Below are 20917 nucleotides of genomic sequence, written 5' to 3' on the forward strand. Positions count from 1 at the left end.
GATTACAGCAGGCCAGCCTGGCGCAGCAGCTTGCCCGCCTGGCTGTCGTCGCCGAGTTGCTGGATGGTCAGCGCGGGCGGCTTCAGCTGGTCGAACGGCTTGTTGATGGGATCGCTCGCCACGCCGGGCCGCAGCGGGTACTCGTAGCTGATATGGTCCTGCGCCATCAGTTTCTGCGCGCGCTCGCTCACGAGGTAGGCGAGGAACTTCTGCGCACCGTCCACATTGTGCGCGGACTTCAACACGGCGGCACCAGAAACGTTGACGAGCGCGCCCACGTCACCATCGGCGAAGTGCGCGACGGCACTTTGCGTTTTCTTGTCGCCGAGTTCGGCGTGCAGGCGGTCCCAGTAGTAGTTGTTGATGATACCGGTGGCGACTGCGCCGCGATTCACGGCCGCGACCACGCCTTCGTCGTCGTCGAAGATCTGCGCGTTGGTCTTCAGACCCTTGAGCCATTCGAGCGTTGCCGCTTCGCCCTTCACGGCGAGCACGGCATCGACGAGCGGCAGGAAGTCGGCGTCGCTCGGCGCGATACCGACCTTGCCTTTCCATTCGGGCTTCGCCAGATCGAAAATCGATTTCGGCAATTGCGCGGGCTGCACCTTGGCCGTGTTGTACACGAGCACGTTCTCGCGCGCGGTCACGCCCACCCATTGTGCTTGCGGCGAGTTAAACCGTGCGGGCACGGTTGCGAGCGTCGCTTGCTGGACGGGGGCGAGCAGGCCCTTTTCCTCCAGCAGCATCAATTCCGGCGAGTTCTCGGTGAAGTAAACGTCGGCGGGCGTCTTCTCGCCTTCGGCGACGAGCTGCGCCGCGAGCGCCGGACCTTCGCCGCTGCGGATCTTCACGTCGATGCCCGTCTGTTGCGCGAAGTCCTTCGCAAGCTGATTCACGACCTGCTCGTGCTGTGCGTTGTAGAGCGTGATCGAGGCGGCGTGCGCGGCGAGCGGCAGCATGCCTGCCAGTGCGAGCGAGAGGGCGGCGGCGCGCAGCGGCGCACGCATCATGGAAGTTTTCATATTGCTTCGTTGTCCGTTGTTATCGAATGAATTCAAGCGATCTCAAGCGCTGAACAGCTCCGCGCCGATGAACGAGCCCGCTTTCGCGCCGGGCGGGCACGCGAAAATCGCGCTGCCCACGTGCGTCGTGAACTGGTTCATCATGTCGAACTTCGCGAGGCGCTCGTTGATCGGAATGAAGCCCGTGCGCGGGTCGCCCTGGTGAGCGACGAAGATGAGACCCGCGTCGTATTCCGTTTCCTGGCGCCACGGCGGCCAGCGCTCGATATAGAAGTCCGTGCTGTCGTTGTACGAGTACGAGCGGCGCAGGATCTGCGCGCCGTTGTTCGACGCGCGGTTCGAGAGCCGCACGTGCGAGTTCTCGGGAATCAGCGGATTGCCGTCCTTGTCCTGCGCGTCGAGATCGACGTTGTCGAACTCCTTCTTCTGGCCGATGGGCGCGCCACTGTACTTGTGGCGGCCGAACACCTGCTCCTGGAAGCCCAGTTCCATCTGGTCCCAGTGCTCCAGCGTGATGCGGATGCGGCGCACCACCGTATAGGTGCCGCCCTGCATCCACGGCGCGTCGGCGGCGGTCGCCCAGACGAACTGGTTCATCGCCTTCGGGTCCGTGGTCGGCGGGTTGTTCGTGCCGTCCTTGAAGCCCATGAGGTTGCGCGGCGTTTGCGCGCGCGGGCCCGAGAGAAAGCCCGCCTGGCCCCAGCGCATCGTCAGGATTCCATAGCCCTGGCGCGCGAGCTGGCGCACGGCGTGGAAGGCGACTTGCGCGTCGTTGGCGCACGCCTGCACGAAGAGATCGCCACCGGTCTTTTGCGCGATCAGCTGGTCGCCGTTGAAGCGCGGCAGATCGACGAGCGCAGCGGGGCGCTTGTGCGCGAGACCGTAGCGGTCCTTGTCCTGCGACGTGAACAAGCCGGGGCCAAAACCGAAGGTGACCGTGAGACCGGCCGGGCCGAGGCCCAGCACGTCGCCGGAATCGGGCGCGGGGTGGTCGTCGCCGGTGCCGTCGAGCGAGGCCGCCGGTTGCGCCTGGCTCATGCGCGCTGCGGACTCGGTCCACTTGCGCAGCAGATTGATGACGTCGTCGCGCGAGGTCGTCGTGAGGTCGAAGGCCGCGACATACGTGTGCGCCTGCTGCGGCGTCACGATGCCGCCCTGATGCTCGCCGTAGAACGGCTCCACCGCGAGCATCGGATCGGCGGGCATGGCGTGATGCTTTGCCTCGGCGGCCTGGGCGAGGCCGCTCGTGGCCGCGCCTGCGCCCAGGCTCGCGCCGAGCGCGGCACCGGCCTTCAGGAAGCCGCGCCGCGCGGGGCGCGATGGGTTGTTGGGAGTATCGTCGGAGGACATGATTATTTAGCCAGCACGAGAGTGTTCACATCGTCTTCCACGTAGTAGAAGCCGTCGCCCGCCGGGGTCAGCGCGATGCCGAAGAGGTCGCCGTTGCCCGGAGGCGTTTGCGCCTTGTCGGTATCGATCCAGCGCGCGTAGAGCTGCTTTGCCGCGGCCGGGTCGATCTCGACGACCTGGCCGTTCAAGGCATTCGTCACGAGCAGGTGGCCCTGCGGCGTGGCAATCATGGCGAGCGGGCGGTGCAGCAGGCCGTCGGCGGTGAGCTGGCGGCCCACGCCCGCGCTCGTGTCGCGCGTGAGCGGGTCTTCGATCACGTTGATGCGGTTGCCGATCGCATCGGACACATAAAGCAACTTGTTGTCCGCCGAAAGCGCAAGGCCGGTCGGGCCGACGAGAAACACGCCCTTGTCCGCCTGCGCGCCGAAGCCGCTCGCCACCACGGTTTCGCTCTTCACGACCGGCGCCTGGCCGCTCGGGATGTCGAGGTCGAGGCGCAGGACCGTGGCCTGCTTGAACACGGGCGGATTGCCGTCCGCGCCACCGACGCCGAAGCCCGCGTTGCTCACGAACAGCGTGGCGTGGTCGCCGTTGTCGACCACCGCCATATTGCCCCACGGGTCATTGATGTTCGGACTGCTGATGACCTTTGCAATCTTGCCGCCGTTGTCGAGCACGATCATGCAACCCGCGCCCTTGGTGCCGGTCGTGCCGTCGTTGCTCGGCGTGCTCCCCACGATGACCCAGCCCGACTTGAGCATCGTCATCGCGGTCGAAAGGCCCACACCGCCCGGGCACTCCTTGAGATCGCGCGGAATCGTCGCGAACAGCGTCATCTGCTTCGTGTCGGGGTGATAGTCGACGATGGTGCTGCCGGTGCCCTGCAGATTGGCCGAGTTGTTGAAGTTGTCCACCAGCACGTCGCCTTCTTTCACCGTGCCGGAAGAAACCGGCGCGACGAAGATCGCATACGGGTTCTGGTCGCCGTTGTCGGGCACGGTGTTGATGAGCGTGGTGTGGTGCTTGACGGTCTCGAGCAGGCCCTGCGGGTCGGCGTGGGCCGCGAGCGGCGCACCGGCGAGCGCCGCTGCGGCGGCCAGCGCGAGCGCGGAGCGGGCCGCGTGGACCGTGCATTGCAGGAACGTGCGCGTAGCGTGTTTCATACTGAATCTCCGTGCCTCGCGCGGCCGCAGCGCGTGCGGGTGGGAAAACGCGAGGACTTGGGGTTGAACATAGGGCGGTTGCGCTTCGTTGGGCTTAGAACGTGATGTTCGTCCGCACACCCACCACGAACGTGTTGCGCAACGGCGCAGTCGGGTCCTGCGGATTCTGGCCCGCGCCCGCGTTGAACGTGTATTGCGCATCGGCCTGAAGAATCCACCACGGCGTGACCTGATACTGATAGGTCGCTTCGAGCGTCGTTTCCTGCGTGCGCACGCCGTAAGGACCGCCGGTGAACATCTGCTGGTCGAGGTCGAGGTTGTGCACGTTGTTGCCGACCTTGATGTAGGTGGCGGCGAGGCCCACGCTGTCGTTGTCGCGGCCCTTGAATGGCGCCTTCATCACAATGCCGACGTTGGCCGCGAGGCTCACGAGATTGCGGTCGCCGGGCGCGCCCATCACGCGTGCGAATACGCCGATGCTGCGCGGCTCGTCCGGGTCGGGACGCCAGATCATCTGGTCCGCGACCGCATAGAAGCTGTAGTTGCCCTGGTGCTGCGCCGGAATGCCAGTCGAGTTCGGATTAGCGAGCGAAAGGCCCGTGTTGTCGAAGCGCTGGTCGGCGAACGGGTTGTTGTTGTACCAGAAGCCCAGCTTGTAGGTGCCGGGCAGTCCGTGATTGTCTGCGCTGACAAGCTCGCCTTCGGACGGCTGGTTGATGGCGTATTGCAGTTCGCCGATCCACAACGTGCCGTTGTGCAGATTGAAGTTCGTACCACTAAGGTTGCTCGGATCGTTACCGAGCGGGTCGCCTGCGAACACACCCGCGAGCGCGGTCAACGAAGGTGCGATCTGTCCGCGCACGCGCACGCCGAGACCCGCGAGCGGATAGGCGGGGCCGCCCGAGGGCATATCGTACGAAGGCAGTGCGGGCCAGCCGAACATCGTGTTGATGAACAGCGTGCCGTACTGGCTCACGATGAATTCCTGGTCGAGACTCTGCTGACCGATCTTCACATCGAGGCGCTTGTCGAAGAACGATTGCTGGTACCACAGCTCCCACAGGCGCGTGGTCGGCGTCGCTTCGATGCCGCTTGCCGTGTTCAGCGTGCCGAGGTTCGACGTGCTCAGGTTGGTGCCGTGGATCTGCAGGGCGCTCACGTTGAAGAGGCCGCCCGGAATGCCGAGCGCCTTGCTCGTGTCGACCTGGACCGTCGCCGTCGTGAGGCCGTCGTACGCGCCGCCCGTCCTGAGACCACCGCGCAGATTCGCAAGGTACTCGCTCGTTTCCGTGAGCTGGAATGTCACACCGTATTTGCCGAGCCACGGCCGCAGTCCGCCCATGTCACCGAGCAGGTTCTGGCGCGTCCAGATGCCGGTCCAGAAGTTCGACGGCTGCGCCTGAATGGCGAGATCGGCTTCCGGTGCTTCAGGGGCGGCGTCGGGGTTCGCGCTGCTCTGCGCGCGCGCTGCGCTGCATGCGAGTGTCGCGCTTGCGGCAAGCACGGCAATTGCACGCAACGCCGGTGCACGCCGACGTCCCGGGCGGCCTGGCGCCGCGCAGCGCGAGCCGGCCAGCGCGGGCACGCGGGCGGTTCGGGTGGATTCCATCGTATTCCTTACTTATTGAAATGATTGCTTGATTGATCGCGTTGGCGTTTGTTATTCGCAAGCCGCTGAATACCCGACATCTCCAGACGGCGCCATCGTACTAACAGCGAATGCGAGCGTCAACAAAAACGAGAATGATTCGCAACTGTTTTACGCTTGTTTTACGTGGCGTCATCGGATTACTTACGAATACCTGTCTTTTTCGTCTTTGCGCATTACAGAAAGTCAGCTTTCGACGAATTAGTCAGGCGAATGAAGTCGCTTATCATCACGGGCATGAACGCACGTTCACCGCTCAAGCTTCAAACCAAACTCGCTCCATGACCGACATGTCCCCTGGCTACGAACTCGATCTCGACCCGTACTTCGCGCGCATCGGCTACAGCGGTCGGCGAGCAGCGACGCTCGCTGTGCTGCGCGAACTGCATCGTCTTCATCCGCTTGCCATACCGTTCGAGAATCTCGATCCGCTCGCCGGGCGGCGCGTGTCGGTCAAGTTGCCGGACATCGTCGAGAAACTCGTGGCGCAGCATCGCGGCGGCTACTGCTTCGAGCACAACACCTTGTTCGCGCATGTGCTCATGCAACTGGGCTTTTCCGTGACACCGCTTTCCGCGCGCGTGCTGTTCGGCCAGCCGCCAGGTGCGCGCACGCCGCGCACGCATATGCTGCTGCGCGTGGAGGCCGAGGGCGATTCGTGGATCGCGGACGTGGGTTTCGGCGGCGCGACGCTGTGCGCACCGCTGCTGCTTTCGAGTGAGGCGGAACAACAAACGCCGCACGAACCGGCGCGGCTCGTGACGCTTTCAGCGAATGAGCGCAAGCTCGAACTCAACGACTGCGAGAAGTGGTTCGACGTCTATCGCTTCGAGTTGACGCCTGCGGAGTGGGTCGATTACGAAGTGGCGAACTGGTACACGTCGGCGTCGCCGGATTCGTTCTTCACGTTCAGCCTGATCGCATGCATGGCGCGCGAAGGCGGCCGCGCGATTCTGTTCAACGATCGATTTACCGAGCGCGACGCGCAAGGGCAGGTGAGCGAGGAGCGTACGATCGCTAATGGAGAGGAACTCGCGCTGTGTCTGCGCGAACGCTTCGGCATCGATCTCGCGCGCGGCGAAGCGACGCAACGTATCGACGCAGATGCGCTCTATGCGCGCATGACTTCGCGCAGCGCATAGCAGCAAGCGCGCGAAACGGCACTTTCGCCCGCGCGCAAGGAGGACATCATGACTGAGCTGAAAATGACGAAAGCGCTAATGGCGAAGCTGTTCGTGCAAGTCGTGGTCTGGTTCGGATTGATGGGCGTGCTGCTGTTCGTTTCGGCGGGCACGCTGGCCTGGACGGCGGCGTGGCTCTGGCTCATCGAGTGGGCACTATGCGGCGTGTGGATCGGCCGGTGGCTCGGGCGCGAGGATCCGGGCCTCCTTGTCGAGCGGCTCGCGCCTTTCGCGCAACGCACGCAACAGCCGTGGGACCGCGTGTTCATGCTGTGCGTGTCGGTGGGATTTTGCGCGTGGCTGTGCCTGATGGGCATCGACGCCGTGCGCATGGGCTGGTCGCGTGTGCCGTTGTGGCTCAGCGTGCTCGGCGCCGTTTTCATCTTTGTCGATATCTACGCGACGCGCGCGGTCTTCGCGGCGAACCGCTTTGCGGCGCCCGTCGTGAAGATTCAGAGCGAACGCGGGCATACGGTCAGTGACACTGGCCCGTATGCTTACGTGCGTCACCCGATGTATGGTTTCGCGCTGCTCTTTCTCGCCGGCACGCCGCTCATGCTCGGTTCGTGGTGGGGGCTGGCGTGCGTGCCCTTCATGATCGTTGGGATCGGCTATCGTGCGGTACGTGAAGAGCAAACGCTCGCGGAGCATTTGCCCGGCTACCGCGAGTATCTGGCGCGCGTGCGTTATCGCTTCGTGCCGGGCATATGGTAATGCCAGGTAGTGCGAGACTAGCGCGTGGCGGGCGACGTCAGCGCTTGCGCGTAGCGGCGATATAGCCAGGCGAGCGCCGTGGTGGTGAGCAGCGCGAACACGATATTGCCGATGCTTTGGCCAATGGCGAGCGCGGTGAGCCAACCCGGCTGCCGCACGATTTCAGGCGAGACGCCCGCGAGGCCCATGCCGATGAGCACGAAGAGGCCGCACACGGCAATGGGCAGCGCGGCGACGAAAGTGACGCCAAAGAGGCTCCAGAAATGCCCGCGGCTGTCGCGCCATGCGGCGCCGAAGGCGATCGGACTGCCGATTGCAAGCGCCGGAAAGAGCAGTGACAGGCGCACTGCCACGAACATCCAGATCGCAAGGACCACGAGAAAGAGGAACGCCGCGCCGCCCTGGTACTGAGGCCGCAGCACGACCCACAGCACGAGCGCGAACGCGCCGAGCGCGATGGCCAGAATAAGGCCGACCGCGAAAATACGCAGGAACGGCCTGGCCCCGGCCGGCATGAGCGGCGCGCTGCGCTCGCCTAGCAGCACGAAGCGCGAAATCTTGAGCGTGAACCAGAGGTAGAGAAGTGAATTCAGGAGCGAGGCGAGATTGCCGAGCACAATGAGTCCGGCCGAGGGCGCCGCGCCTTCGGCCGGCATGGGGCGCCCGGCGAGCCCGAACCACCCGAGCGCCGCGTAGATCGCGAAAGTCCCCACGACGAGAAACGGCATTTGCACGGCGGCCTGCCAGGCGCTCGCCCAGGCGCGCTTGACGCATTCCATGAAGGTCATCTGTTGCATGAACGTTTCAGACGGTTGACAGAGAGCCTACAGTCTAACGCGGCGCCGTGAAACCGAGCGCGCTTGTGCAAATCCGCATCTGCCAATTACTTCACGGCGAACAGCGTCAGGTTCATGAAAACCTTGAACGCGAAGCCGAGCGACACGGCCGCACCCACGCCCGCACACCAGAGGAGTACGAACCAGAGCCAGCCGGGCAGCGCGCGGCGCGCAGCGTTAGTGGTAGTGATGGGTGTCGCCATGACGCACCTTGCCTCTAAAGACCCAGTAACCGAGCATCGTGTAGGCGAGAATGATCGGCAGAATGAACGCTGCGCCCGCGAGCGTGAACATCTGGCTCTCGCGCGGCGCGGCCGCTTCCCAGAGCGTGAGGCCCTGCGGAATCGCGTAGGGCCACAGGCTCACGAGCAGGCCTGCGTAGCCGAGCAGCACGAGTCCGATGGCCGCGATGAAGGGCGTCTTGTGATGGCGCGCATGCACTGCCCAGCGCATCCACGCGGCGCAGGCGAGCACGAGCAGCGGCACCGGCGCGAGACGCCAGAAGAGGCCCGAACGGAACCAGCGCTCGGCAATCGCCGGATCCTGCAGCGGCGTCCACAGGCTCACGAGCGCGATGAAGCCGAGCAGCATGACCGTGAGCGGCCAGACGAGCTTGCGCAGGCGTCGCTGCAGGTCGCCCTCGGTCTTCGCGACGAGCCAGCAACAGCCGAGCAACGCGTAGGTCGCGACGAGCCCGAAGCCCGAGAGCAGGCTGAATGGCGTGAGCCAGCCGAAGGCGTCGCCGGCGAACTGTCCGCCGTCCATAGGAATGCCTTGCAGGAAAGCGCCGAGTGCGACGCCCTGGAAGAACGCGGCACCCGTCGAGCCGCCGATGAACGCGAGATCCCACAGATGCTTCGTGCGATTGGCCTTGGCGCGAATCTCGAACGACACGCCGCGGAAGATCAGGCACGCGAGCATGAACACGAGCGGCAGATAGAGCGCGGAAAGCACAGTCGAGTACACGATGGGGAACACGGCGAAAAGCCCCGCGCCGCCGAGCACGAGCCAGGTCTCGTTGCCGTCCCACACGGGGGCGACGGTGTTCATCATGAGATCGCGCTCTTCCTCGTCGGGAAAGAGCGGAAACACGATGCCGATGCCGAGATCGAATCCGTCCAGCACCACGTAGAGAAGAACGCCGAGCGCGATGATCGCTGCCCAGATGACGGTGACATCCATTTGCTTGCTAGCCTCGTAACGATGAATGTGGAAGTCTCAGGCGTCGATCAGCTGATCGGCGGCGGACATGGGGCGGCGTGCGGTCTGACTCACGGTGAGCGCAGGGTGAGCCATGCGCGGTTCACGCGGCTCGCGGGGCGAATGTGGCCGGGAGTCGGGCAGCGCAGGACCTTTGCGCAGCAGCTTGAGCAGGTAGTAAATGCCCGTGCCGAACACGAGGAAGTACACGGCCACGAACGCCATCAGCGAAACGCCGACCTGTTGCGCCGTGAGGGGCGACACGGCTTGCGCCGTGCGCATCACGCCGTAGACCACCCAGGGCTGGCGGCCGGCTTCGGTCGTGACCCAGCCCGCGAGCAGCGTGATGAAGCCCGTCGGTCCCATGGCGAGCACGAAGCGCTGGAAACCGCGCGATTCGTAGAGCGTGCCGCGGCGGCGCAGCACCCAGCCCATCACGCCGAGCAGAATCATCAGGAGGCCTAATCCGACCATGACGCGAAAGCTCCAGAACAGCAGCGGCGAATTGGGCCGCTCGTCAGCGGGAAAGGACTTGAGCCCCTTGATCTCGCCGTCCCAGCTATGCGTGAGGATCAGGCTTCCCAGGTGCGGGATGGAAACAGCGTAGCGTGTGGTCTCGGCCTGCATGTCGGGGATGCCGAACAGATTGAGCGCGGTGCCACCTTGTTCGGTGTCCCAAATGCCTTCGATCGCGGCGATCTTGGCGGGCTGATATTCGCGCGTGTTCAGGCCGTGCGCGTCGCCCACAAAGGCTTGCACGGGCGCGAGCACGAGCAGGAGGCCGAGCGCCATCGAAAACATCTTCTTGATGGCGGGGTCGCGCCGCCCCTTGAGCAAATGCCAGGCGCCGCTCGCGGCCACCACGAGCGCAGCCACGATGAACGCGGCGATCGCCATGTGCGCGAGCCGGTACGGGAACGATGGGTTGAAAATAATCTTGAACCAGTCGACCGGCACGACGTGGCCGTCGACGATCTTGAAGCCTTGCGGCGTCTGCATCCAGCTATTCGAGGCGAGGATCCAGAACGTCGAGATGAGCGTGCCGATGGCGACCATCAGCGTCGCGCCGAAGTGGGCGCGCGGGCTCACGCGGTTCCAGCCGAACAGCATGATGCCGAGAAAGCCCGCTTCGAGAAAGAACGCGGTCATGACTTCGTACATGAGCAGCGGCCCGGTGATGGGGCCCGCGAACGACGAAAAGCCCGACCAGTTGGTGCCGAACTCATAGCTCATGACGACGCCGGACACGACGCCCATGCCGAAGGCCACGGCGAAGACTTTCGACCAGAAGAGGCAGAGGTCCTTGTAGAACGGCTGACGTGTTTTGAGCCAGCAGGCTTCGAGCACGGCGATGAAACTGGCCAGGCCGATGGAGAGCGCCGGAAAGACGATGTGAAACGAGACGGTGAAGGCGAACTGCAGTCGGGCCAGGTCGAAGGCGGATAGTGACGTGTGCATGTGCGTGCCTGTTGCTTGCGTACCGGGGGAAAACTGCGCACTGCACCACAGTGGGGGCGCTGCGGTTGCGTGCGATGGACGTAAGCGTAGGGGAACGGCGGTGGTTTTGCTGCGCTGCGACGTGCGCCAGCGTGTCGCAGTCGTCAATCTCAACGAGACGAGAACATGCGCTAACGCATTGATAAAAATCAATTTAGATTAAACGCTCGTTGCGCAGGCGGGATGTGCGAGGGGTATGGCGCTGCGTCAATACACCGCGCAGCCGCACGGGGTGCGGCAATGCGCCTCGGGGTGCGGCGTAAGAAATCGTGCGGGGATGATTCAGGCGCGCCTGGCGGCGCGAGCGGTGCGTGCGACGCCAGGCGGAAATGATAAGGATTGCGATGGAAATGAGGGCGTCAGCGCGGATCGCTCCACAGCTTGCCGGCCGTCGCCCAGTTTTCCGGCTTGACGTCGTGAAAGATGATGTCGACGGATTGTGGCTCGACACCGAGCACCTTGCAGGTGGTTTCGGTCAGTGCCGCGGCGAGCTGGCGCTTTTGTTCGACGCTGCGGCCTTCGAACATTTCGATGTGGAATGTCGGCATGCGGGTCTCCTTGAAAAGTCGGTGATGCAATGGAATTGGCGTGATTAGTCGCGGTATGACGAATCGATGCGATCGAGCTTGCGCAGCAGCGCCGGCCATTCGAGTACGCCTTCGATCGCGCCGCCGTCGCGCAACTGCTCGGCCGTGCGTTCGGCCACCTCGGGCGGCGGCAAGACGAGCGGCACGCCGCCGGCCTGTGCCTGCAACTGGATTTCGCAGGCCTTGATGAGCGTCGCCATCAGCACGTAGGCTTCGGCCACCGTGCGGCCAGTGGTGAGCGTGCCGTGATTGCGCAGCAGCATGGCCGGGTGCGCGCCGAGGCTCGCGGTGAGGCGCGTGCCTTCGGCAGGCGTGAAGGCGAGGCCTTCGTAGTCGTGCCACGCAAGCTGGCCGTAAAAGCGCAGCGCGTGCTGGGAGGCCGGCAAAAGGCCGTCGCGCTGGATCGACACTGCAATGCCCGCCGTATTGTGCAGATGCATCACGCACACCGCGTCGGGCCGCGCGAGATGCACGGCCGCGTGCAACGCGAAACCGGTGGCGTTCACCGGGTGCTCGCTGGCGCCGACGATGCGGCCTTCGGTGTCGATCTTCACGAGGTTCGAGGCGCGCACTTCGTCGAAGGCGAGGCCGAACGGATTGATGAGGAAGCGGCCAGGTTCCTCGGGCACGGCGGCGGAAACGTGCGTGTAGATGAGGTCGTCCCAGCCATTGACTGCGATGAGGCGGTAAGCGGCGGCGAGATCGACGCGCAGTTGCTGCTCGGCGGCGGAGCGCGGCGCGGTCTCGGCGCAGGTGCTCGTCGGGCGATGGGCGAAAGACATGGCGATTCCTTCAGCGGACGGAGGGCTCTTCAGACGGCGTGGATGATGCGGATAGCGCGCGCAGGCGTCGCGCCGACACGTGCACGCTCCAGCTTGCCAGCACGAACGGCGCGGTCAGTGCGGGCAGTCCGCAGCGCACGGCGGCTAGATGCAGGGCCGCGGCGAGCATGGTCGCACAGAACGCGGCACGCGTGCCGAGCGTGCAGACCGCGAGCGCGGCAAGCGCGCCGTTGAATCCCGCGAGGCCCGCGCCGAAGGCGTCCGGGCTTGCGCCGCAGGCGAGTTCGAGCGCGCTGGCAAGCGCCGCGCCGCCGAGCGCATAAGCGGCCGCGCGCCGCGACGACCAGGCGAGGCCGGCGAGCACGCACACGCCCGCCGCCGCGCCCGACGCGAACGTGGTTTGCGCGAGGCCGCTCAACACGCCAGCCGCGGCGTGTGCTGCGGTCGCGAGCGGCGATCCGTGCGCGGCGAGCGGTGCAACGGCGATCGTGGTCGCTACGGGTTCGCTACCCGGATGCAGCGGCATCCAGATCCAGGTCGCGATGAGGCAGGGCGCGGAATACAGGCCGAGTCGCGCGCGAGCGAGCCAGCGGTCCAACGGCCCGGCGATCCACGCGCTCGCGCCGCCCGCAATGAGCGCAAGCGCGGCCGCCGTGCCCGAGTCACCAACGAAGGTGAACGCCGCGAGCGCGGCGAGCGCGCCGTTGTAGCCCGCGAGGCCGTCGCGGATCGCGGTTTGCGCGTGGCCCGCCACGAGCGCGCAGACGTTGGCCGCGGCTGCGCCGAGCAACGCGGCGAGAGCCAGCCGCCAGTTGGTGAGCGCGAGCGCCGCGAGCACGCACGCGCCCGTTCCCGCGTGCGCCTGCAGCACGATCTGGCCGAAGCTGCGCAACAGCGCGGGCAGTGCGGGACCCGCGGCGGTATCGGCAGCGGTGCCGCAAGCGGCGGATAATCGGGCGGACATGGCGAAGGCGTGGCGTGCGGATACGGACGAGTGTGGCCCCGGTGCGAAGCGCACGGGCGGCCAGAGTGCAAGCATAGGTGATGCAGCCCGCCTCGCGCATGCGCGTAGGTTGATAGTCGCTATTTGCCGCCGCGTTACGATACGCACACGGCGGTTACCTTGATCTTTGTGGAGGCGAACGATGCGGGAAGTGCGTTGGGCATCCGAGACGGGCGAGGGCATCGAGCATCTGGCGTTCGATGCGCATTGCGGCCCGAAATTTGGGGAAAAAGGCGACACGATCCGCGCGGAAAGTGTGATCGTTGGCGAGCGCTACGGCAAATCGTATGGCCTGTGCTATGCCATCGAGTGCGACGCGCAGTGGCGCGTGCGTTGGGCGGCGTTTCGCGTGATGGGCGGGCGCTCGCTCGTGCTCCACAGCGACGGCAAGGGTCACTGGACCGACGGGGAAGGGCACGCACTGCAGGCGCTTGACGGCTGCATCGACATCGACATCGCCGCGACACCGTTCACGAACACACTGCCAATCCGGCGTCTAGGCCTTGCGCGCGGTGAGCGTCAGCCGATCCGCGTGGCGTACATCGCCGCGCCTGAGCTGGAACCCAAGCCTGTCGAGCAGGCGTACGTGTGCATCGAACGCGACCGCGAGTATCGCTACGAGGGCATCTTCCGCGATTTCACTGCGAATCTGCGCGTGGACGAAGATGGGCTCGTGATCGACTACCCCACGTTATTCCGGCGCCTGCCGCTGCCGGAGCGGTAATACGACCTACGCCGCGCCGCCCGCGCTCTTGCCGAACAGCAATTGTTCGATCAGCGTGTTGTCGATGGTCTCGTTGTTGAGCGTGCGCGCGAGCAGTTCGCCTGCGAGCAGTTGCGGCGAAAACACCATGTCGGGCTGCAAGAGGCGCAACCGCTGCAAGTTGCGGCTGTCGTTCACGAGCGCCACAGTACGCACCTTCGGCGCGATCTCCTTGATCGCGAGAATCACGAAGGCGTTCTCGGCGTCGTCGGAGCGCAGCGCGAGCGCGGCGAGTGCGGTTTCGGCGCCCGCATTGTGCAGCGTGGCGGTATCGCTCGCATCGCCGACGATGAGGTCGGCCTCGGCTGGATAGTTGTGCGGCGTATTGGGCGCGACGATCACGGTCGTCGTGTAGCCGCGCTTGATGAGTCCCGCATACACGCTATGCGCGAGCGGCGAGGCGCCGACGATCAGATAGTGGTTCTTGCGGGTCACGTTGGAAATGCCTCCCTTGACGATGCGTTTCAAATGCCCGCCAATCACGGGCCCGATCACGGCGCTGATCGAAGTCGCGAACACGGTGATCCCGAGCACGATGATCGAAGCCGTGAAAAGCCGCGCGGTGTCCGTATGCGGGACGATATCGCCGTAGCCGACCGTGGACATCGACACGATCGAGAAGTAGAACGCCGTGACGAGGTTGCGAATGGGCGGCGCAAAGTTGTCGCCGAGATACAGCGAGCCGAACACCGCGTAGACGACCAACGAGCCAATGCTCAGGAATGCGAACAAGGAGCCCGCGGCGACGCTCGCGCGGTCGAAGCGGCGCCAGTAGTAGATGAGCGCGCAGGCGAGTACGAGCGAGAAGGCTGCAAGCGCGTGGCTGCGATAGTCGCCCCACAGGCAGATGCCGACCGCGCCGGCGAGCAGGACCAGTGAGAGCATCCACGCCACGCGCGCGCGCAGCGCGATGCCGAACGACATCATCGTGAGGCCGGTGGCGACCAGCGCCTGGGGAAGCGCGAGCACGCCGAACGCGTTGATGAGCGCGATCCAGTCGTCGAACCAGTTGCCGCGCGCGTGTTCGAGCGCTTTCTGCGCGACCGGGCGCACCAGCAGCAGGCCGTCGAGCACCAGCAGCAAGGCCAGGTAACCGTGCGGCACGAGCCCTCTGGCGTAGCGGCGCAGGCGGCGCGCGTAGGCGTTCATTGCTGTGCTTGCTGTGTCGATTGTGTCGGTGGTGGCGGATGATCCGGTTCTGCCGGCTGCGTCTGCACGATGTGCAACTCGCGAGTGCGCAGGGGCAGCGAGCAATGCGCGTCATTGAGCGACTGGCGCACCTTGCGCGAAAGCTCCCAGCGCATGTCCCAGAACGTGTCGATGTTCGCCCACACGCGCACGTTGAGCACGGCGATGCTGTCGTCGAAACGCGACACCATCACTTGTGGCGCGGGCGAGGCCAGCACGCGCGCGTCGGCCGCGGCGAGCGTACGCAATACGTCGATCGCGCGGTTCACGTCGTCGCGCACCGACACTTCCACTTCGAGGTCGAGCCGGCGGGTGGGATTGCGGCTGTAGTTGCGGATCGAATTGCTCCACAGCGCGCTGTTCGGCACATATTCGCAGATGCCGTCGGGCTTCGTGAGACGCGTGGTGAAGAGGTTCACTTCCTCGACGGTACCCGCGACGGTTGCGCCGACGCCGCCGTCGATATAGTCGCCCACCTTGAACGGCCGCAGCAGCAACAGCATGATGCCGGCCGCGATGTTCTGCAGCGTGCCCTGCAACGCGAGACCGATGGCGAGACCCGCCGCGCCGAGCACCGCGACGATGCTGGCAGTCTGGATGCCGATTTGAGAGAGCGCGCCGATCACCGCGACGAGACGCACGCCCCACACGGCCGTGTCGCGCACGATGGGGCGCAGCGTGGGGTCGATGCCGCTGCCGCGCCGCTTGATCCAGTTGCCTACGCGCCGGGAGAGCCACCAGCCGAACCAGAGGATCGCGAAAGCTGCGCACAAGCGCAGCGCGAGCGCGGAGAGCGCGTCCCACAGGAAGCCCCAGTTGGCCGGGTGCAGGTGTTCGAGGAGGGGTTGCATGGTGAATCAGTCCTTGTCTTCAGAGCCTTGGGTCTGGCTCCGTTGCGAAAGGACGTATTGTACGAGCGGCGTTTCGCTTGCGGCGCGCGCGTGACGTGCCGGAGCGCTTTCGAGCGTACTGCGTCAGCCCTTGGGCGGCGTGTCCGCGCCCGGCCCGAGCGTGCGCTGCATGAGCGCCGTGTCGCGCCACTCGCCGTGCTTGAAACCTACGCCGCGCAGCGTGCCGGTCAGTTCGAACCCAAGGCGCTCGTGCAGTTTGAGCGAGCCGCCGCGCGGGTCGGCGACCACGGCGATCATCTGCCGCCACGGGCCCGCCTCGCAGCGTTCGATCAGCGCGTTAAGCAGCGTGTGGCCGAGTCCGCGGCCGCGGAACGCTTCGTCGATATAGATCGAGTCTTCGACCGTGAAGCGGTACGCCGGACGCGGCCGGTAGGGCGTGGCGTAGCAGTAGCCCGCCACGTGGCCGTCGATTTCGGCGACGAGCCAAGGCAGGCCGTGTTCGCGCACGGCGGCGTGGCGGCGCAGGAGTTCGTCGAGCGAAGGCGGCGTCTCCTCGAACGACGCCGTGCCGTGCAGCACGTGGTGCGCGTAGATCGCGGCGATGGTGGGAAAGTCGCCGGCGGTGGCGTCGCGCACGTGCGCGTCGGAGTGTGGGTTCATCGGCTGGGACGAGGCGCGAAGGCACAGGGGAAGGAGGTTTGCATCCCTCACTATGCCTCGCACCCGGGCGCTTTTGAAGCGCGCCAAAAATGTATGGCCTAGACGCGCTGCGTGCCCGTGCGATTCGCGACAGAGGGTGCGCGCGTCGCGCGTCCGAAGCGCCGCGCCCCGGCCACGCACGCGATCACCACGGCGGTGACGGCGATCATCGCCGGCGGCACGGTTTCGTGCAGCAGCAGCGCCGCGAGCACGAAGCCGAAGAACGGCTGAAGCAACTGCAATTGCCCCACGCCCGCAATGCCGCCGAGCGCGAGCCCGCGATACCAGAACACGAAGCCGATCAGCATGCTGAAGAGCGACACATAGGCGAACCCCCACCACGAGGCCGCGCTCACGGCGGCGAACGACGCGGGGCGCAGCCACCACGCGAGCGGCGCCATCACGGGCAGCGAGATCACGAGCGCCCAGCAGATCACCTGCCAGCCGCCCAGACGCCGCGAGAGCCGCGCGCCTTCCGCGTAGCCGAGCCCGCACACGACGATCGCGCCGAGCATGAGCGCGTCGCCGAGCGGCGAGGCGTCGATGCCGTGGCGCAGCGCAAACGCCACGACGGCGGCGCTGCCCGCCGCGGAGAAGATCCAGAAGGCGGGCTGCGGACGCTCGCCCGCGCGCAGCACGCCGAACACGGCGGTCGCGAGCGGCAGCAAGCCGACGAACACAATGGCGTGCGCCGAGCTTACGTGCTGGAGCGCGAGCGCGGTGAGGAGCGGAAAGCCCACCACCACGCCGAGCGCGACGATGACGAGCGGCCAGATTTCGGCGCGTGCGGGCCGCGCCGCGCGCAACGACAGAAGCAGCAGCACGCCAAGCGCGCCCGCGATGGTCGCGCGCGCGCCAGTGAGGAAGACGGGGTCGAGGCCGAGCACGGCGAGACGCGTGGCGGGCAGCGAGCCGCTGAAGATGAGGACGCCTGCGAGGCCGCAGAGCCAGCCGTCGGTAGTGGAATCGAGCTTTTTGCGCATGGGCTTTGGCCAGGGGAAAACATCCGTGATCGCGATCTAGCGATGATGCGCGCCGCGCCGCATGAAGGTAAGCTACAGATCAGTACAATTTGTTCAAACTGTATTGAACACGGAGCAGTACAGATGAAAGACAGAACGAGGACGCAAGGCTTGCCCATGACGCGCGTCGAACAGGTGATGCAGGCGCTGCGCGAGCGCATTGCCGCGCGGGCGCTGGCCGCCGGCGCGCGCGTGCCGTCCATCCGTGCAATGAGCGAGCAGCTTGGCGTGTCGAATTCGACGGTGGTGGAGGCCTACGAGCGCCTCGTCGCCGAAGGTGTGCTGGTCGCGCGGCGCGGGGCGGGCTTCTTCGTGGCCGGTCACGCGCCTCCGCTCGCGCTCGCGGCGCTCGGACCGCAACTCGACCGCGAGATCGATCCGCTCTGGCTCACGCGCCAGTCGCTGCAGACCGAGGCGGGCGCGCTGCGGCCCGGCTGCGGCTGGCTGCCCGCCTCGTGGCTGCCGGAGGACGCCGTGCGGCGCGCGCTGCGCGCGATCGCACGCGATCCGCGCGCGCCGCTCACGGATTACGCCTCGCCGCTCGGCCTGCCTGCGCTGCGTCAGCAGCTTGCCTGGCGGCTCGGCCAGCATGGCGTGGAGGCCGCGCCCGAGCAGATCGTGCTGACCGACGGCGGCACTCAGGCGCTCGACCTTGTGTGCCGCTTTCTGCTGGAGCCGGGCGACACCGTGCTCGTGGACGACCCGTGCTACTTCAATTTCCAGGCGCTGCTGCGCGCACATCGCGTGCGCGTGGTCGGCGTGCCGTACACGCCAACGGGTCCGGATCTCGCCGCGTTCGAGCGCACCCTGGCCGAATCGCGCCCGCGTCTCTACGTGACGAACTCGGCGGTCCACAACCCCACTGGCGCGACGCTCGCGCCCGCCGTCGCGCATCGCCTGCTCAAGCTCGCGGAGGAACATGACCTCCTGATCGTGGTCGTTTTCCAGACGTACCACTGATGTCAATTGATGGAGCTTGACTGCAATATTCGCTGTCTTTTGGTAGTCCGCCGGCAAACTCGACGCATCATTTGACACTCGTCAATTGACATTAACGTGTAAGCCAATTTGCGAGGTATGGACGCTAAGGGGCCGCTTGGGAGGCCAAGTCTTGTAGCAGATTCGAAGAGCAGTTCGCGTACGTCCCCAAATCGGATTGCTTGCACTGCGAGACGAGATTGGTCCAAGGTGGGCTTCACACGTCTCGGCAACCCATTGTCTCGGACATCCATTTTGACCGGGCGCAGCACACCTGCACATTTCGTTAGTTCTCGGCTGCATTCACTCCAGTACCCACCTACCGGGTGCCATCAGTCGTCGCTGCGACGCTCAATGTCTTGCTTTGCAGAATCGATAATCGCGGCAATTCTTTCCGCGATCATGCCAATTAGTTTCGCCGTGGACGCGGACTTCTTGGACCTCTTAAGAGTCTCCAATTCGTGCTTCAGTTCCAACAATTCATCATGGAAACGGTCAGCCGCATGGAGCCGCTCAATAGCCTTATCGACGCCGCCCCACACATCAATCTCTTCCCACGCCAAGTCGATATAGTGCCAGAGGCTCTTGGGTGAACTATGGCCTGTTTTGACGGCCACCCTTTTTAGAATTGACTCGTAGTCCGTCTCAGTCATGAGGTACTTTGTCTTTCCTGACGTTTGCATGAATTCCTTCAGGTGAACAATAACCTCGTATGTGATAAATCTATGCCTAAACATGCTAAAACAGGCCTGAACGTCGCGAAATCCGGCCGCTGTCACCAAGCGTGAGAAGTCGCGTTCGAGGGATGCCTTCTTGACTGCTGTCCCGTCGACCCCAAGAAACAATGCGTCGGAAGGAGTCTCGTCTTGGCCAGCGCACTCCAGTACAGAGCTATACCTCTTACGAGCGATGAGGTATCGTTGGAAAACGGTCGCATCTTTGAGTGTTATGGGAAAGCTGCGCAAAGGCGCATGCTCGCGTCGTCGTTTCTTGGTGGGGATTAGAAGTCTCTTCGAATGGAGAATATTGGTATGTTCTTTGACGTCAATCTCAACCATCTCAGAGGGGCGTAGACCTGTGCGTTTCATTAACCAAATCATGAAATGACGTCGAACGCGAATATATTCAAGATGTGAGGAAAGCAGTTCTCGACGATTTCGATAACGTCGAACGAATTTGTCGGGTTGTGCGTTTATGTCACTTAGTGAATCTACGCATCGTTCGATCGATTCAATGATAGGCAGGCCAATTGGTCCTTTCGGCTCTCGGCTATCAGGTGTCGGCATCGAGCGGTGAGTGTAGTAATATCCAGACTGACTGTATGCGTGTCTCTGGCGTTTGACTCGTCGAACGATAATCTGGGGTGAAGTATCAATTTCACCGATTAATGGCGTCCCCGTCGCCGACACAAACTTCTCCTGATACCAAAAAAGAAACCGAATCGTTCTGCTCAGTATTGCTCGAACTGTATTGTCATCTCTGATGCGTTCGCCAATTCGAATGGGTGATTTTTCACTTTGAAGCAATGCCGACAACTCGAAAATATTGGTGTCATCCAGCGCGGCGAACGGAACGTTTTTCGTACCACAGTATCGAACCAAATGGCTAAGCTCCGAGGCAATTGTTCTCAACGATTGCCCGGTTGTGAGATATGCGACATCCATGAAGTACATATTCAAAGGGTCGCAGGGGCGCCGGTTTGGCCAGTACATATATGGGAAATACTCGATGTGCTGCGACGAGATGTGTTTGCCATCATCGAGCAGCATCGTCACGGAATATGGAATATCCACAGGCCGAACTTTGAACAGTTGGGCGGCCATCATTCTTCCTCCTGCTGTGTGGGCCATGCAATCAACACTGCGGTATCAGCGGTAAGAGACCCTTGGGGGCTAAGGAGTGAACCGTACAGTTCATCATGATTTTTGAGAAGCCGAAGAAGTCGCAACCTTACGGCTTCTTCAATTGCGCTCTCGCTTACGAGTGATTTCAGTTTGCTGTAAAGGTCAAAATACGCCTTTGAACGATAGATGTTCTGCAATTCTGTTTTCGAAATTCTATCCGCCAATTCGGATTGGTGCTCTTCACGTCGTTTGACGCGAGCGTCAACTGACCTGCCTTTGGTCGTATCTTCGACTAAATTTCTGAGCTGCACCCGCATTGCGTCTAGGTATGCGAAGCCGTCTCCGCCTGCTTCTTTCTCTGTCGAATAAAGTTCGCGAGAAAGTGATTTAAACGTGTTCAAAGATATTGGGTAAATTTCTGTTTTTGATATTTGCAGCGAGCAAAATGTACGTTGGCTTATCAAGGATTTCGCGACGGATGCATTGATTTTATGTGGAGAGGCTATTGCAGTTTTAAGAAAGGAAAACCGCGCCTTAACGTTCTCCATATTTCTTGCCTTTTTTTGATATGCGCCTTGTCTATTCATTG

At 63.9% G+C, this 20917-nt stretch carries 20 protein-coding genes and 1 pseudogene; 4 read left to right on the plus strand and 17 right to left on the minus strand.

Going from position 1 to position 20917, the window contains the following annotated elements; all coding sequences use genetic code 11:
- Window positions 1–2: 2 nt before the first annotated feature.
- The 4 genes from L0U83_RS16705 to L0U83_RS16720 all read right to left on the minus strand — a co-directional run bounded on the left by L0U83_RS16705 (window position 3) and on the right by L0U83_RS16720 (window position 5144).
- Window positions 3–1022, minus strand: coding sequence for an iron ABC transporter substrate-binding protein (locus L0U83_RS16705; RefSeq protein WP_233884790.1), 1020 nt, complete (start codon window positions 1020–1022; stop codon window positions 3–5).
- Window positions 1023–1064: 42 nt separating this feature from the next.
- Window positions 1065–2372 (minus strand): iron uptake transporter deferrochelatase/peroxidase subunit, encoded by a 1308-nt coding sequence (gene efeB, locus L0U83_RS16710; RefSeq protein WP_233884791.1) that lies wholly within the window; start codon window positions 2370–2372, stop codon window positions 1065–1067.
- A 2-nt stretch (window positions 2373–2374) separates the two neighbouring features.
- Complete coding sequence (locus L0U83_RS16715; RefSeq protein WP_233884792.1) at window positions 2375–3535, minus strand: NHL repeat-containing protein; 1161 nt, start codon at window positions 3533–3535, stop codon at window positions 2375–2377.
- A gap of 94 nt (window positions 3536–3629) precedes the next feature.
- The gene (locus L0U83_RS16720) at window positions 3630–5144 is read right to left on the minus strand and encodes a carbohydrate porin (RefSeq protein ID WP_233884794.1); all 1515 of its coding nucleotides are present in this window, start codon (window positions 5142–5144) and stop codon (window positions 3630–3632) included.
- Window positions 5145–5464: 320 nt separating this feature from the next.
- Here L0U83_RS16720 and L0U83_RS16725 point away from each other — a divergent pair, with 320 nt between their 5' ends.
- Both L0U83_RS16725 and L0U83_RS16730 read left to right on the plus strand, forming a co-directional pair.
- Complete coding sequence (locus L0U83_RS16725; protein WP_233884795.1) at window positions 5465–6325, plus strand: arylamine N-acetyltransferase family protein; 861 nt, start codon at window positions 5465–5467, stop codon at window positions 6323–6325.
- A gap of 48 nt (window positions 6326–6373) precedes the next feature.
- Window positions 6374–7078, plus strand: a complete 705-nt coding sequence (locus L0U83_RS16730) for a methyltransferase family protein (protein ID WP_233884796.1) — start codon at window positions 6374–6376, stop codon at window positions 7076–7078.
- 17 nt (window positions 7079–7095) lie between these two features.
- On the opposite strand, the gene L0U83_RS16735 is transcribed toward L0U83_RS16730, so the two are convergent.
- The 7 genes from L0U83_RS16735 to L0U83_RS16765 all read right to left on the minus strand — a co-directional run bounded on the left by L0U83_RS16735 (window position 7096) and on the right by L0U83_RS16765 (window position 12944).
- Window positions 7096–7875 (minus strand): hypothetical protein, encoded by a 780-nt coding sequence (locus L0U83_RS16735; protein WP_233884799.1) that lies wholly within the window; start codon window positions 7873–7875, stop codon window positions 7096–7098.
- 86 nt (window positions 7876–7961) lie between these two features.
- Window positions 7962–8117 (minus strand): hypothetical protein, encoded by a 156-nt coding sequence (locus L0U83_RS16740; protein ID WP_233884802.1) that lies wholly within the window; start codon window positions 8115–8117, stop codon window positions 7962–7964.
- Window positions 8092–9096 carry a cytochrome d ubiquinol oxidase subunit II gene (gene cydB, locus L0U83_RS16745; RefSeq protein WP_201698696.1) on the minus strand — a complete coding sequence of 335 codons (1005 nt, stop codon included), beginning with the start codon at window positions 9094–9096 and terminating at the stop codon, window positions 8092–8094. Before cydB ends, L0U83_RS16740 begins: the two co-directional genes overlap by 26 nt.
- 36 nt (window positions 9097–9132) lie before the next feature.
- Window positions 9133–10572 (minus strand): cytochrome ubiquinol oxidase subunit I, encoded by a 1440-nt coding sequence (locus L0U83_RS16750; RefSeq protein WP_233884803.1) that lies wholly within the window; start codon window positions 10570–10572, stop codon window positions 9133–9135.
- Between the two features lie 398 nt (window positions 10573–10970).
- Entirely contained in the window at window positions 10971–11159 is a 189-nt protein-coding gene (locus tag L0U83_RS16755) for a 4-oxalocrotonate tautomerase (protein ID WP_028205614.1), read from the minus strand.
- A gap of 44 nt (window positions 11160–11203) precedes the next feature.
- The gene (locus L0U83_RS16760) at window positions 11204–11980 is read right to left on the minus strand and encodes a class II aldolase/adducin family protein (RefSeq protein ID WP_233884804.1); all 777 of its coding nucleotides are present in this window, start codon (window positions 11978–11980) and stop codon (window positions 11204–11206) included.
- Window positions 11981–11990: 10 nt separating this feature from the next.
- On the minus strand, window positions 11991–12944 hold the full coding sequence (locus L0U83_RS16765; protein WP_233884805.1) for an urea transporter: 954 nt from the start codon (window positions 12942–12944) through the stop codon (window positions 11991–11993).
- Window positions 12945–13125: 181 nt separating this feature from the next.
- Between L0U83_RS16765 and L0U83_RS16770 the strand changes: the two genes are divergently transcribed.
- On the plus strand, window positions 13126–13707 hold the full coding sequence (locus L0U83_RS16770) for a putative glycolipid-binding domain-containing protein (protein ID WP_233884806.1): 582 nt from the start codon (window positions 13126–13128) through the stop codon (window positions 13705–13707).
- Window positions 13708–13713: 6 nt separating this feature from the next.
- Here the strand turns inward: L0U83_RS16770 and kch are convergent, their stop codons facing one another.
- The 4 genes from kch to L0U83_RS16790 all read right to left on the minus strand — a co-directional run bounded on the left by kch (window position 13714) and on the right by L0U83_RS16790 (window position 17467).
- Window positions 13714–14895, minus strand: a complete 1182-nt coding sequence (kch, locus tag L0U83_RS16775; protein ID WP_233884808.1) for a voltage-gated potassium channel protein — start codon at window positions 14893–14895, stop codon at window positions 13714–13716.
- Complete coding sequence (locus tag L0U83_RS16780; RefSeq protein ID WP_233884809.1) at window positions 14892–15785, minus strand: mechanosensitive ion channel family protein; 894 nt, start codon at window positions 15783–15785, stop codon at window positions 14892–14894. Before L0U83_RS16780 ends, kch begins: the two co-directional genes overlap by 4 nt.
- A 123-nt stretch (window positions 15786–15908) precedes the next feature.
- Entirely contained in the window at window positions 15909–16445 is a 537-nt protein-coding gene (locus L0U83_RS16785) for a GNAT family N-acetyltransferase (RefSeq protein ID WP_233884810.1), read from the minus strand.
- 98 nt (window positions 16446–16543) lie between these two features.
- Window positions 16544–17467 carry a DMT family transporter gene (locus L0U83_RS16790; RefSeq protein WP_233884811.1) on the minus strand — a complete coding sequence of 308 codons (924 nt, stop codon included), beginning with the start codon at window positions 17465–17467 and terminating at the stop codon, window positions 16544–16546.
- A gap of 123 nt (window positions 17468–17590) precedes the next feature.
- On the opposite strand from L0U83_RS16790, the pseudogene L0U83_RS16795 reads away from it, so the two are divergent.
- Window positions 17591–18442 (plus strand): annotated as a pseudogene (locus L0U83_RS16795) (aminotransferase-like domain-containing protein); the annotation flags it as partial.
- Window positions 18443–18816: 374 nt separating this feature from the next.
- On the opposite strand, the gene L0U83_RS16800 reads toward L0U83_RS16795, so the two are convergent.
- Window positions 18817–20310: a tyrosine-type recombinase/integrase gene (locus L0U83_RS16800; RefSeq protein ID WP_233884812.1), complete on the minus strand. Its 1494-nt coding sequence runs from the start codon at window positions 20308–20310 to the stop codon at window positions 18817–18819.
- Window positions 20307–20915, minus strand: a complete 609-nt coding sequence (locus L0U83_RS16805) for a hypothetical protein (RefSeq protein ID WP_233884813.1) — start codon at window positions 20913–20915, stop codon at window positions 20307–20309. The genes L0U83_RS16800 and L0U83_RS16805 overlap by 4 nt, the downstream gene beginning before the upstream one ends.
- Window positions 20916–20917: the final 2 nt, after the last annotated feature.

This window comes from Paraburkholderia flagellata (assembly GCF_021390645.1).
In the GTDB taxonomy this organism is placed as follows: Bacteria; Pseudomonadota; Gammaproteobacteria; order Burkholderiales; family Burkholderiaceae; genus Paraburkholderia; species Paraburkholderia flagellata.